Origin of the sequence: Nocardia arthritidis NBRC 100137 (genome assembly GCF_001612765.1) — a bacterium.
GTDB classification, from domain to species: Bacteria; Actinomycetota; Actinomycetes; order Mycobacteriales; family Mycobacteriaceae; genus Nocardia; species Nocardia arthritidis.
In genome coordinates this window covers 1-12770 of the sequence record NZ_BDBB01000022.1, presented here as the reverse complement: position 1 = coordinate 12770, position 12770 = coordinate 1, and the positions used below count along the sequence as shown (strand labels likewise).

At 69.4% G+C, this 12770-nt stretch carries 12 protein-coding genes; 2 read left to right on the top strand and 10 right to left on the bottom strand.

Translation table 11 applies throughout. From position 1 onward, the window contains the following. Positions 1-29: 29 nt before the first annotated feature. Positions 30-890 carry a poly(ethylene terephthalate) hydrolase family protein gene (locus tag NA8_RS17700; RefSeq protein WP_063051500.1) on the top strand — a complete coding sequence of 287 codons (861 nt, stop codon included), beginning with the start codon at positions 30-32 and terminating at the stop codon, positions 888-890. A 27-nt stretch (positions 891-917) separates the two neighbouring features. On the opposite strand, the gene NA8_RS17695 is transcribed toward NA8_RS17700, so the two are convergent. The 5 genes from NA8_RS17695 to NA8_RS17675 all read right to left on the bottom strand — a co-directional run bounded on the left by NA8_RS17695 (position 918) and on the right by NA8_RS17675 (position 4211). Next, positions 918-1268: a hypothetical protein gene (locus NA8_RS17695; protein ID WP_063051499.1), complete on the bottom strand. Its 351-nt coding sequence runs from the start codon at positions 1266-1268 to the stop codon at positions 918-920. A gap of 47 nt (positions 1269-1315) precedes the next feature. Further along, positions 1316-3118: a hypothetical protein gene (locus NA8_RS17690; protein ID WP_063051498.1), complete on the bottom strand. Its 1803-nt coding sequence runs from the start codon at positions 3116-3118 to the stop codon at positions 1316-1318. Between the two features lie 58 nt (positions 3119-3176). After that, on the bottom strand, positions 3177-3488 hold the full coding sequence (locus NA8_RS17685) for a hypothetical protein (RefSeq protein ID WP_157106758.1): 312 nt from the start codon (positions 3486-3488) through the stop codon (positions 3177-3179). A 127-nt stretch (positions 3489-3615) separates the two neighbouring features. Then, positions 3616-3924, bottom strand: coding sequence for a DUF6802 family protein (locus tag NA8_RS17680; RefSeq protein ID WP_063051496.1), 309 nt, complete (start codon positions 3922-3924; stop codon positions 3616-3618). A 95-nt stretch (positions 3925-4019) separates the two neighbouring features. Then, positions 4020-4211: a PspC domain-containing protein gene (locus NA8_RS17675; protein WP_040864950.1), complete on the bottom strand. Its 192-nt coding sequence runs from the start codon at positions 4209-4211 to the stop codon at positions 4020-4022. Positions 4212-4358: 147 nt separating this feature from the next. Here NA8_RS17675 and NA8_RS17670 point away from each other — a divergent pair, with 147 nt between their 5' ends. After that, positions 4359-6014, top strand: a complete 1656-nt coding sequence (locus NA8_RS17670; RefSeq protein WP_063051541.1) for an ABC-F family ATP-binding cassette domain-containing protein — start codon at positions 4359-4361, stop codon at positions 6012-6014. A 173-nt stretch (positions 6015-6187) separates the two neighbouring features. Here NA8_RS17670 and glmM read toward each other — a convergent pair whose 3' ends face one another. The 5 genes from glmM to NA8_RS17645 form a co-directional block, all read right to left on the bottom strand. Continuing rightward, positions 6188-7564 carry a phosphoglucosamine mutase gene (gene glmM / locus NA8_RS17665; protein WP_063051495.1) on the bottom strand — a complete coding sequence of 459 codons (1377 nt, stop codon included), beginning with the start codon at positions 7562-7564 and terminating at the stop codon, positions 6188-6190. Positions 7565-7779: 215 nt separating this feature from the next. Next, positions 7780-8289 (bottom strand): 30S ribosomal protein S9, encoded by a 510-nt coding sequence (rpsI, locus tag NA8_RS17660; protein WP_062973192.1) that lies wholly within the window; start codon positions 8287-8289, stop codon positions 7780-7782. Then, positions 8286-8729 (bottom strand): 50S ribosomal protein L13, encoded by a 444-nt coding sequence (gene rplM / locus NA8_RS17655; protein ID WP_040864934.1) that lies wholly within the window; start codon positions 8727-8729, stop codon positions 8286-8288. Before rplM ends, rpsI begins: the two co-directional genes overlap by 4 nt. A 175-nt stretch (positions 8730-8904) precedes the next feature. After that, positions 8905-10560 carry a hypothetical protein gene (locus NA8_RS17650; RefSeq protein WP_063051540.1) on the bottom strand — a complete coding sequence of 552 codons (1656 nt, stop codon included), beginning with the start codon at positions 10558-10560 and terminating at the stop codon, positions 8905-8907. A gap of 100 nt (positions 10561-10660) precedes the next feature. After that, a partial coding sequence (locus tag NA8_RS17645; protein WP_063051494.1) for an ATP-binding cassette domain-containing protein occupies positions 10661-12770 on the bottom strand: 2110 nt, incomplete at its 5' end.

Sequence of the window (12770 nt, the reverse complement as noted above, 5' to 3'; positions counted from 1 at the left end):
CACACTACTTATCGGATAACGTTCACGTCGTGTCGGCGTCTGTGAAATCGCTAATGAGCACCCTGACCAGCCGCGGCCCGCACCGCGTGTTGCGTGGCAATCTGGCCGTCGCCGGCCAGCCGGGGGTGGTGTTCACCCCCGAGGCGGGGCGGAATCTACCTGCCGTCGCGTTCGGGCACGGCTGGCTGACCGGGGTCGGCCACTACCGCACCCTGCTCGAACACCTCGCTTCGTGGGGCATCGTGGCGGCCGCCCCCGATACCGAGCGCGGGCCGATTCCGTCACATCTGGGGCTGGCCGCCGATTTGCTCACCACGCTCGACATCTGCACCGGCGTGCGGCTCGGCGACGGCGAGATCAGCGTGCATCCGGAGCGCCTTGCCCTGGCCGGGCACGGCATGGGCGCGGGCGCGGCCGTCATCGCCGCGGGGCGGCGCGACGTCGCCACCGTCGTGGCCCTGTTCCCCGCGCCGACGGCGCCCGCCGCCGAAGCCGTCGCGCCCGAGCTGGACATTCCGGCGTTGATCCTGGCCGGCGCGACCGACATCACCTCGGTGAGTTCCAACGCCATCCCGCTGGCTACCGCGTGGGGCGGCCCCGCGATCCTGCGCGCCATCGACAAGGCCTCGCACAACGGCATCATCGAGGGCAGGCGCTTACTCGCCGCCGTGGGAGCGGGCAAGCACGAAGCGAAGACCGCCCGCACCACCCGCGCCTTGCTGGCCGGTTACTTGCTCGCCACGCTCGCGGGCGACAAGACCTATCGCGCCTTCGCGGAACTCGAAGAGGTCATCCCGCACACCACAGTCATCGACCCCGATGCGCCGCAAGAGCAAGAGGCGGCACCGAAGCTCAAGGTCGGCCAGCTCGCCGCCCTGCTGCGCCGGTAGCAGGCCCACCGCCGCCGGAGTACCGGGTCAGATCAGCCAGCTCTTGCGTCTGTAGAACGCGGCTTCCTCGTCCTCCTCGTCGACCGGAGTCACCATCTGTGCGGCGCGGCGTGCGGCCATCGATCGTGCGATGGCCGCACGCTGCTCGCGTGCCTCGTCTTGCAGCCGTTGCTGCGCCTCCGCCTCGGCGGCGGCCTTGCCCAGCTCGTCGGCGTGCGTCGTCCAGAACTCGTCCATGTCGGCGGTCAGGCGGTCGGCGAGCTCTCGGCCGGTCGTCGCGGTCTGCTCGTTGATCGCCTGGATCTCGTCGAGCAGCAGCGACATGCGGCGCTGGTTCTCGGCGGCGAGTTGCCTCGCTTCCTCGGCGTAGTTCACCATGCTGCGCCTCCTCGCTTATCGGATGTGCGGATTCGGCCCGGCCGGGCTCACAACGGGCCCGCCTCGGCGAAATCCGCGTCCAGCGGCCCAGCTTCGGCCAGTTCCGCGCCGCTGTCCACCGGCGCGTCCGGTTCCGGCATCGGCCTCGGATAGTGTTCGCCGTCTTCCTCGCGCCGGGTGCCCGGTGAGGTTCCGCTCGGCACACCGAGCCGACCGTCATCGGTTTCCGGCGCCGGGGCCGAGTCGGGCGAAATCTCTTTCTCCTGGGCCTCCGGCGCTGGAGCCTCCTCTCGCTTCCGACTCTCCGGCGTCGGGGCATCCGCGTCCTGCTGGGCCTCGGGCGCCGGAGCAACCGGCGCCGAGGGCTGGGCGTTCTCGGCCTCCGGTTCGGTTGTGGAGATGACCGGTATGCCTTGCTCGTTCAGCTCGACGGTGAACTCCTGTTCCTTGCCGGTGGCATCGGAGAGCAGAAGCCGCAACCGACCGTCCGGGCCCATCTCGAACTTCACATGCTTTCCACCGATATCGAACTCCGCCTCGGGCCCGGAATTCTCGTCCTTCTCTTCGTCCTTCTCGCCGTCGGCTTCGGCGGTCTGCGGATCGACGCTCTGCATGAGCTTTTCGATCGCGTCGTCTACTCCGCTTTCGATGAGGCCGCTCAGCGTTGACAGTCCCTGGTTCACCGCCTGGCCGAGACCGGTTGCCACCGGTGACAATTCCTGTGCCACCTGGCTGAGTGCGGCGAGTCCGTCCAGCGACGGCAACCTGGGCGCGGGCGTGATGGGAGAGCTCGGCGTAACGGGGGTGGTCGGCGTAACCGGAGCGCTCGGCGTGCCGGAGGTCCTCGGTGTCGCCGGCGTGGCCGACGCGGGGACATCGCTCGGCGTGGCGCTCGCCGGGACCGTGGCAGCGGGCGTGCCCGGCGGCCCTGGAGCCATCGTTCCCTGGGGCTTGTCCTGGTTGGCCGGTGTTTCCGGCTGTGGATTCGTCGGACCTTCCGGCCGAGGGTAGGCCCGTTCGGTGACCTGCGCCAATGCGTCGGTCAGGTTCTTGTACTGGTCCTTGAACAGGCGATCGACCTCGGCGCAGACGTCGACGTAGGACGCCAATTTCCGATCGAAGTCCGGTTTGAAGGTCTTGGTCAGCCACTCGTCGGTGACGCTGCGCACCCGATCGCCGTACGCGCCGCTGAGCAGATTCCTGCTGTCGGAGTTGATGAAACCGAGCACGCTTTTGTTGATCTTGTCCTCCGGCACGGCGAGTGCCGGGAATATGCGGCCGAGTTCGCGCACCTGCTCGGCGTCGATCCACTCCCGCGCATGATGCACCTCGACGATGACTTTCACGTCGTCCGGAGTCTTACCGTCGATCTGCACCACTTTGCCGCCGCCCACCGGCCCCTCCAGCAGCTCCCGGGTGGCGAATGCCTTCGCGGCCACCGCCGAGCGCAGCGAACTCGCCATATCGGCGATCACCGTCATGGCCGCCCGGGCATGCTGCCGGTCCTCGTCGGCCAGAACCGACTGTTTGCCGAGCATGTCGAGCGCGGCGGCGGCCGCCGTTCCCTGCCACAACTCGGGCAGTCGACGGGTGTAACCCTGCTGCGCGTCCCATTCCCGATCGACCTCGGCCAGAGCGACTTTCAGCGCCTCGCCCGCCTGCTCCAGCTTCTCCAACCGCATGCCGCGCTGCTCGTCGTACATCGCCAGCAGCTTGCCGAGGTCGCCACGCCCGCCGTTGCCGCCGAACGCCGCCTCGTACAGCGGCATGAACTCGATCCAGTAACGCAGCCCCGCGCTGCCGTCGTCCAAGAGGGCGTCGATCGCCTTGCCCTGCCAGGAAACCGTCATGATCCCGCCTCCTCGAATGTGTTGTGTCGCCGGTGCGAGCACGTGTCATTCGGCGGTCTCATGTCTTGTTCGTCTCGGAAGCACGCTGCTGGTCGGTCTCGGCGTAGGCCACCACGGCGGCCCCGAGCGCGTCAGCGGTGGCGGTGGTCGCGTCGCTCCAATTCCGCAGCCACGCGCTGATCCGTTCCAGTCCTTGCTGCACCGCGATGCCCTGCGGCGCATAGTTCCGGCCCGCCTCGTCGCCGGCGCCGAACCGGTGATCGGCGACTCGCTTCGCCTGGTCGCGGACCGCGTCCGCCGATCTCCGATAATCACTGCCCAGCGCACCGAGCTCCCCCGTGCGGACGCCGACCATTTCCGACCCGCCCACGACTCCCCTCCGTCCTCGTAGTGTCGTTGCGCCGGTGCGAATCTCGTTCGCACCGAGTCCCGCCGTACTTATTTCGACGCAACACGCCGACACTCGGTTCCCCCGAATTCCGCTTTCGCGAAGACGGTCAGCTGCCGATTCTGCCCCGGTCGGTGCGAACCCACTCGGAGGTGCCGTCCGGGTGGCGGTGGAATTCCCATGCGGCGTAGTCGCCGTCCTTCTCCACCACGGTGACGTGGTCGGCGAAGCCGTCGTGGTCGTAGTCGGTCCAGACCTGCATCGCCTCGTCACCGGTCGTGGTGATGGTGTCGAGACTGCCGTCGCCATCGATGTCCTGGGTCGGATGCTGCAATTCGATGGCGCCCAGTCCGCCGAGCGACGAGGACGCGTCGATGCCGGGTATATCCAGACCGGGGAATTCGCTCGAGGTGATCATGACTCCTCCTCAGCAGGACTCATTCGGTGGCACGTGCCGCACAAGCGGCATCGTTCCATCCTGACACCCGCGCGCGCTCGACGCAGCCCCCCGGGTCACTTCTTCGGCATCAGCAGCCACAGCACCAGGTAGAGGATGAACTGCGGGCCGGGCAGCAGGCACGACACCACGAACAGCAGCCGGACGACGTTGGCGTTCCAGCCGAGGTACTCGGCGATGCCACCGCAGACGCCTGCGATCCACTTGTCGTGGGCGGAGCGGGTGAAACGGCGGGTGGGGGCGGTCATTGGTCTTCCCTCTCGTGCGGTGATCGCTACAACCTCCACTGTGCCCGCCACCGCGGGCCCCGCCATCGGCCCCGCGGCCGATTCCCACCCTGATTTCTCCCGGGGCCGACCTCAGGGTGCGACCCCGAGCACGGCAGACTCGTGCTGGTGAGCACCACTCTGCATGCCCGCGGCCTGTCGGCCGGTCACGGCGAGCGCACGCTGTTCGCCGACCTCGATCTGACCCTCGCGCCGGGCGACGTGATCGGGCTGGTCGGCGTGAACGGCGCGGGCAAGTCGACGCTGCTGCGCATGCTCGCCGACCGGCACGCGCCGACCGGCAGCATCACGCTCAGCCCGCCGGACGCGACGGTCGGTTACCTGGCCCAGGAGGCGCAGCGGATCCCCGGCGAGACGGTTCTGCAATTCCTCGCCCGCCGAACCGGAGTCGGCGAGGCACAGCGGGTGATGGACGCCGCGGCCGAACGCCTCGCCGACGGCGGGCCGGACGACTACTCCCCCGCGCTGGAACGCTGGCTCGCCCTCGGCGGAGCCGACCTGGACCAGCGTGCCCACGAAGTCGCCGCCGATCTCGGCCTCGCCGACAGCCTGCCCGGCGGCCTCGACACGCCGATGACCGGGTTGTCCGGTGGCCAGGCGGCCCGCGCGGGCCTGGCCTCGGTGTTGCTGTCGCGCTTCGACATCCTGCTGCTGGACGAGCCGACCAACGACCTGGACCTGGACGGCCTGGCCCGGCTGGAGCAGTTCGTCGCGGGCGTGCGGGTCCCGCTGATGGTGATCAGTCACGACCGCGAGTTCCTGGCGCGCACCGTGAATCGCGTCGTCGAGCTGGATCTCGCCCAGCAGCAGGTCGGGTTGTACGACGGCGGTTACGAGTCGTATCTGATGGAGCGCGAGATCGCCCGGCAGCACGCGCGCGAGGCCTATGAGGAGTACGCCGACACCAAAGCGGGCTTGGAGTCCCGCGCGCAGATGCAGCGCAACTGGCTCGAGCACGGCGTCCGCAACGCACGCCGCAAGGCGCGCGACCCCAGGAAGATGGACTCGGACAAGGCGGGCCGCAAGATGCGGGCCGAATCCACCGAGAAACAGGCCGCCAAGGCCAGGCAGACCCAGCGCCGCATCGAACGACTCGAGGTGGTGGAGGAACCGCGCAAGGAGTGGGACCTGCGCATGAGTATCGCCGCCGCCCCGCGCAGCGGCTCGGTGGTTGCGACGCTGTCCGGGGCGAAGGTCACCCGCGGCGACTTCACGCTGGGCCCGATCACCACCCAGGTCGACTGGGCGGATCGCATCGTTCTCACCGGGGCGAACGGCTCCGGGAAGTCCACCTTGCTGGCGCTGTTGCTAGGAAAGCTGCGGCCGGACAGCGGGACCGCGAGCCTGGGCTCCGGCGTCGAGATCGGCGAGGTGGACCAAGCGCGCGGGCTGTTTCGCGGAACCACCGCGCTGGCCGACACGTTCGGCACCGAGCTGCCGGAACTGCCGGAGGCGGAGGCACGCACGTTGCTGGCGAAATTCGGCCTGCGCGGCCCGCACGTGCTGCGCCCGTGCGACACCCTCTCCCCCGGCGAACGCACCCGCGCCGCCCTCGCCCTGCTCCAAGCCCGCGGGGTGAATCTGCTCGTGCTGGACGAGCCGACCAACCACCTGGACCTCCCCGCCATCGAGCAACTGGAGCAGGCTGTCGAATCCTTCACCGGCACATTGATACTCGTCACCCACGACCGCCGCATGCTGGACACCGTCCGCGCGACCCGCCGCTGGCACATGATCGCGGGCACGCTCACCGAGACAGTCTGACCACGAGTTCACATCGGCGCGACGCTACATCCATCGACCCACCGAACCGCGCCGGGCATCGGCTGGGTTTGTACGACGACCACCAGCTCGACCACAGGTTCCGAGCGAGCGAAACGATCAGGCGCCGTTCACGGCCCGGCGCGCGAACACGTCGCGACGAAGTCGCGGCCAAACTACACAGCCGCCACCCGCTTGGCGAGGTCGTCAGCAAGCTGGCGCGCTTGGCCGGGGTCGGTGGCCTCCACCATCACGCGCACCAGTTCCTCGGTGCCACTGGGGCGCAGCAGTACTCGGCCGGAGTCGCCCAGCACGCGCTCCGCTTCCAGCACCGCTTCCCGGATCTCGGGTGCGCGTGCGACCACGGACTTGTCGCTGACCGGCACGTTCACCAGGATTTGCGGCACGGTCTGCAGCACGCTTGCCAGGTCGGCCAGGGTGCGCTGGGATTGCGCCATCCGCGCCATCAGGCGCAGGCCGGTGAGGATGCCGTCGCCGGTGGTGCCGTATCGGGGGAACACCACGTGCCCCGACTGCTCGCCGCCCAGGGTGAAACCGCCGCGCCGCAATTCCTCGAGCACGTAACGGTCACCGACCGCGGTGGTACGCACGGTGATACCGGCCGCGCGCATGGCGATGTGCAGCCCGAGGTTGCTCATCACGGTGGCGACCAGGGTGTCTTCGGCCAGCTCGCCCGCGTCGTGCATGGCCGAGGCGAGGATCGCCAGAATAGCGTCGCCGTCGACCACATTGCCGTTGGCGTCGACGGCCAGGCAGCGGTCGGCGTCGCCGTCGTGCGCGAGACCGAGATCGGCGCCGTGCTCCACCACCGCGGCCCGCACCTGATCGAGATGGGTCGAGCCACAGCCGTCGTTGATGTTCAGCCCGTCGGGCTCGGCGTTGATGGCGATCACGGTCGCCCCCGCTTCGCGGTAGGCGGCGGGTCCCACTTCCGCGGCGGCGCCGTGCGCGCAGTCGACCACGACGGTCAGTCCGGACAGGTCCTGGCCGGTCGCCTCCACCAGGTGTTCCACGTAGCGTTCGTGGGTGCCCGCGAGGCTGTACTGGTCCGGGATGCTGAGCCCTTGATCACGCGCGCCCGCCGCGTTGCGCACCCGTCCGATGCCTGCGCCGGTCGGGCGAAACGGTGTATGCGCGGCCATCAGCGCCTCGATCCGGTCCTCGATCGCGTCGTCGAGTTTGTGCCCACCCGCGGCGAAGATCTTGATCCCGTTGTCGGGCATAGGGTTGTGCGAGGCGGAAATCATGACGCCGAGACACGCGTCGTACAAACCGGTGAGGTAGGCGACGGCGGGCGTCGGCAGCACACCCACCGCGAGCACGTCCACGCCGGCCGCGGTCAGACCCGCGGTCACGGCGGCCTCGAGCATTTCCCCGCTGGCCCGCGGATCGCGGCCGACCACCGCGAGCGCCCGCGTCTTGCCCCGGCTCAGGATCTGCGCGGCCGCGCCGGAAACGCGCAGCGCCAGCTCCGGACTCAGTGACTCGTTGGCAAGCCCGCGGACTCCGTCGGTGCCGAACAACCGTCCCATACCTCGCCCCTCATTGATGATCTGTGGCGTAGGCGTCGACCTGGGAGGCACCGGCTTGTGCACCACGAAGGCCCCGCGAACGCCGCGTGTTCATACAGCGCGAGAGCAGGCGACCAGCTGTTCGCTGGGAGCCTGCTCTCGGACAGCTGCCGCGACGACCGTACCGCGTCCGGCACCGCGGGGGCGCCGGACGCGGAAGATCGACGATGCCGATATCAGCGCTTCGAGTACTGCGGCGCCTTACGCGCCTTCTTCAGACCGTACTTCTTGCGCTCGGTGGCACGCGGGTCACGGGTCAGGAAGCCGGCCCGCTTGAGGGCGGGACGATCTTCCGGGGTGACCTCGATCAGCGCACGGGCGATGGCCAGCCGCAGAGCGCCTGCCTGGCCGGACGGGCCGCCGCCGACCAGGCGGGCGTGCACGTCGAAGGACTCGGTGCGCTCGACGGTCACCAGCGGCGACTTCACCAGCTGCTGGTGCACCTTGTTCGGGAAGTAGTCCTCGATGGTGCGGCCGTTGAGCACGAAGTTGCCGGAGCCGGGGAGCAGGCGCACGCGCACGACGGCCTCCTTGCGGCGGCCGACGGTCTGCACCGGGCGGTCGATCACGACCGGAGCGTAGGACGCCGAGTCCTCGGAGTCCTCGTAGCCGGCGCCGTCCTCGACAGCCTCGGCAGCGTCGAATTCCTCGACGAAGTCCTCGTTGAATTCCTCGGGAGCGGTCACTGGGCCACCTGCTTGATCTCGAACGGAATGGGCTGCTGGGCGGCATGCGGGTGCGTCGGGCCCGCGTAGACCTTCAGCTTGCCCGCGATCGCGTTGCCGAGCTTGTTCTTCGGGATCATGCCCTTGACGGCCTTCTCCACGAGCCGATCGGGACGGGTCTCCAACACCTGACCGACGGTCCGCGACTTGAGGCCGCCCGGGTGCCCGGAGTGGTGGTGGATCAGCTTGTCCTGCCGCTTGTTGCCGCTGATGGCAACCTTGTCGGCGTTGATGATGATGACGAAATCGCCACCATCGACGTGCGGGGCGTAGGTCGGCTTCGTCTTGCCACGCAGCAGATTCGCTGCCTGGACGGCGAGACGGCCGAGCACTACGTCAGTGGCGTCGATGACGTACCACTTACGGGTCACGTCACCCGCCTTGGGGCTGTACGTAGGCACAGTGCTTCCCTGTCTGTCGTCGGTGTTGCCGGCCCAGCGTGTGGTCGAGGTGTTCCCGGCGGCCGGTGGAGACCCGGGACTCGGCGGACGTTCGGGCGATTCATCAGGAGTCGACCGGACGTTCCACACGCCGACGAGCCACGATACCAGTGGGGTATCGCGGGAAGAAATCGCCTCAGGTCTCGATCGGCGGGCCGAAGTCCATGGCGCCGGGCGGTCCGGGGATCAGGTAACGCAGGGTGTCGACGTCGGGCCGTCCGCACTCGGCGGCGCTTTGCTGTGCTTCGGGCTGGTCCCCGCGGGCGTTGGTGACCCCCGGTCGCGGCTTGGTGATCGCGTGGGGAGCGGTCGCACAGGCGACCGGATCGGCCGCGGCCATCTTCTCCGACACGACCGAACCCGTATCGAGGACGACCGGCTGCGCGGTCAGCTCCACCCGATGATTACCGGACGGGAGCGCGACCACGGCCAGCGCCACCGCCCCGACCACGGTATTGGCCCCGAACAGGTTGCCTTTCATCTTGTTCCACAGCTTGCCCTTGCGGTGCCGGTCCTCGTCGTCGGACTCGGCGCTCTGGTCCTGCCATGGTCCCTGGCCGCCGGGGTACTGCGACTGCTCCGGTGCGCCCGGATAGGGCGGCCGTGGGCCGAGGGGCGCCACCGGCCCGCCGGGCGGCGGCCCCGCGAGCCCGCCGCCCGCCTGTTGCTCTTCGGACGCGCTCGGCGGGCGGGTGAAACGGCTGCCCAGCTCGGCGAGGTTCGGCGGGAGACCGCGCGGTGCTTCGTCGGGTCCGGTCCTGGGCGTCGCCTCGTCGGGCTGGGTCGGATATCCCGGCCCGTACTGGACGCCGGGCACCGGCCTGCTCGACCGCTGTCCCGCGTCCGCCGGCTGGGGCGGGGCCGTGGCCTGCGACGGGTACTCGACGGTGCGCTGTGGGGCGGGCGCGGGTTCGGCGTGCCCGCTCGCGGGTTCTGGCTCACCCGCCTCCGTATCGCTCACCAGCAGGTGCGCCGCGCCGAGGACGAGCGCGTGCATCGGATGGTCGGCCACCTGCAGGCGGTGCCCGAGATGGTTTTGGAAGGCCAGGCGCAGCGCGTCGTTGAAGCGCACGTTGCCCGACAGCAGCACCGTCGAGGTGTCCGCGCCGATCGAACGGGCCGCCGCCATCACCTCGATCACGACGTCGTCCGCCGAGCGGGCGTCGCGCATGGCCTCCGCGTCCACCGGAACGTCGACCGATTCGGTGGGCTGCTCGTCGTCGCCGTGCACCGCGACCACCAGCATGCTGCGGCCGTCGGAGTACACGCCCGTCGCGCCGATGCCGTTCGGCCTGGACCGGTCGGGCGGGTGCACCAGTCCGAGCGCGCGGACGTAGCCGGACAGCGCGACGCTCTCCGGCAACGGCTCCACCACGACGTCGAGCTGTTCCACCATCGAGGCGTAGACCTCGACCTTCTCGTCCGGCCAGCTGTCCGGGAAAGGCAACGCCACCAGGTCCGGTTTGCCGCGCAAGTGCTTGCCGATCTCCGCGAGCGGGTTGTACATGCGCGCGCGGAAGACCAGCTCGGCGGGCCAGGTGGCGCCCGCGACCACGATCTGCGGATGTCCGAGGATGTCGCGCACGTCGGCGATCGCCATCCCGAGATCTGGCCTGTTGCGTTCCACACCCGCCGTGTGCAACCGGCCCGACGAATCCGCCAGCAGATACGCCGGCGGCGTCCACATACCTTCCACTTGCACCGGGCGGATGGGAATGCCACCACCACCCGCGGCCACGGACACCACATCCCAGCCGAGATGCACTGCCCCTACTCGCACCGTCACAGGCATAAGTGTGCCCGGTTCGCGGCCGAGATGCTCGTCGGTGCCGTCCGATGCCATCCGGCGCCGCTTTCGCGCACCGGGGCGCTCGCGCCGCGTTCGAACCGCGTCACGCCGACGACTTCTTCAGTCGCAACCGGCGCCACGTCATGACGGCCAGCACCAGGGTGATCAGCAGCAGCACGCCGACGTCCAGCGCCCAGATCTCCGGCTTGTGCTGCCAGAGCGTGTCGGGTTGCGCGTTCAGGAACAATTCGCGGATGTTCACCGTCGAGGCACCGCTCGCGTATCCCCACCGAGCCGGGAACAGCCACGACACCTGCTCGAGCACGACCCGGCCGGTGACCGGGATCAGACCGCCCGCCATCACCAGCTGGCACATGATGGCCACCACCAGCAACGGCATCACTTGCTCGTTCGACTTCGCCAGCGACGAGAGCAGCAGGCCGACGACCACGCAGCAGATCGCGGTCAGCGCGATATCTATGTAGAGTTCCGCGCTGCCGGACGCCAGCACCGCCCCCTCGCCCGGCCGCTTCTTACCCGCCAGCACGATGCCGACCAGCACCGCCGATTGCAGCAGCGCGGTCACGCTGAACACGGCGATCTTCGCCATCAGGTACGCCGAGGGCAACAGCCCGACCGCGCGTTCGCGGTGGAAGATCGTCCGCTCGCCGACCAGGTCGCGCACAGTGAGCGTGGAACCCATGAAGCAGGCGCCCAGGATCAGCACCACCAGCAGCTGCTGCGTCTCACTGCCGCCTTCTGGCACGAATGTGCCATCGGGTAGCGCTTTCAGCGCCCCCCGCTGGAAACCGTTCTTTCCCGGCACCACGAGTGAGAGCCCGCCGAGGATGAACGGCAGGATCACCAGGAACGTCAGATAGCCGCGGTCGGCCAGGATCAACCGGACCTGACGTCGCGCCAGCGTCGAGAACTGCTTGCCGCGGCTGGACTGCGGCGGACTGCCCGCGGGCCCGTACGGCTGCGCGGGCGGCGGCGGTGGCGGCGCGAACGCCTGGCGGGAGCGATAGGCCGCGAACGCCTGATCCGGGTTGGCCGCGACGTTGGCGAAGATCTCCGCCCAGTCGGTGGTACCGAGCGCCGCGCCGACGCCGGCGGGGTTGCCGCAGTACGCGGTCTTGCCGCCGGGGGCGAGCAGCAGCACCTGGTCGCACATGTCCAGGTGCGCCACCGAGTGGGTGACCACGATCACCACGCGACCCGCGTCGGCCAGTTCGCGCAGCATCACCATGACCTGGCGGTCCAATGCCGGGTCCAGGCCCGAGGTCGGTTCGTCCAGGATGAGCAGCGACGGGCCGGTCAGCAGTTCCAGCGCCACCGAGGCGCGCTTGCGCTGGCCGCCGGACAGGCGATCGACCCTGGTGTCGGCGTGCTCGGTGAGCGAGAGCTCTTGCAGTACACCGTCGATGACCTGCTGCCGGTCTTGCTTGCTGTTGTCTCTCGGCAACCGCAGCTCGGCCGCGAACCCGAGTGCTTGGCGCACCGTGAGCTGGCGGTGCAGCACGTCGTCCTGCGGCACCATGCCGATGCGGGAACGCAGCGCCTCGTACTCGGCGTGCAAATTGCGCCCCTCGAACGTGACCACGCCGCCCGACGGCTGGGTAGTGCCCGCGATCAGGCGCGACAGCGTCGACTTACCCGCGCCGGAGGGGCCGATCAGCGCGGTGAGCGTCCCGCGGCTGGCCGACATGTTCACATCGACGAGCAGTTGCTTGTTGCCCTCGACGGTGAAGCCGACCCCGTGCACCGCCAGGCCCTGCTCGGCGACCGGCTTCTGCCGGTGCACCAGCGTGCCCTGCTGGACGACGAAGTCGATGTTGCCGATGGTGATGATGTCCCGCTCGCGCAGCACCGCGCGCTGCTGGCGGTGCCCGTTGACGAAGGTGCCGTTCGCCGAGCCGAGGTCCTCGATGGTCAGGCCCTCCGCGGAGGCGACCAGGCGGGCGTGCTTGCGCGAGGCCAGCGGATCGTTGACGACGATCTGGTTGTCGGTGGTGCGGCCGATGCCGAGGCCGCTCGGGGGAATGCGGTCGGGGCGGGCGATGGGCGCCGTGCTCGCCCTGGCCCGGACCGGCGGCATGTTCGAGGTGTCCGCCCTGGTCGTCATGTTGACGTTCAGCGCGGGCGCCGGCGCGTCCTGCGGTGGCGGATAGCTCGGGCGCTGGAATTGCTGCGCGGGCCGCCGGACCGCGTGC

What these genes read in the sequence shown, in the direction of transcription:
- NA8_RS17650 (WP_063051540.1), bottom strand. Translation starts at nt 10,560, where the DNA reads ATGCCTGTGACGGTGCGAGTAGGGGCAGTGCATCTCGGCTGGGATGTG.
- NA8_RS17675 (WP_040864950.1), bottom strand. Translation starts at nt 4,211, where the DNA reads ATGACCGCCCCCACCCGCCGTTTCACCCGCTCCGCCCACGACAAGTGG.
- NA8_RS17690 (WP_063051498.1), bottom strand. Translation starts at nt 3,118, where the DNA reads ATGACGGTTTCCTGGCAGGGCAAGGCGATCGACGCCCTCTTGGACGAC.
- NA8_RS17680 (WP_063051496.1), bottom strand. Translation starts at nt 3,924, where the DNA reads ATGATCACCTCGAGCGAATTCCCCGGTCTGGATATACCCGGCATCGAC.
- NA8_RS17695 (WP_063051499.1), bottom strand. Translation starts at nt 1,268, where the DNA reads ATGGTGAACTACGCCGAGGAAGCGAGGCAACTCGCCGCCGAGAACCAG.
- glmM (WP_063051495.1), bottom strand. Translation starts at nt 7,564, where the DNA reads ATGGGACGGTTGTTCGGCACCGACGGAGTCCGCGGGCTTGCCAACGAG.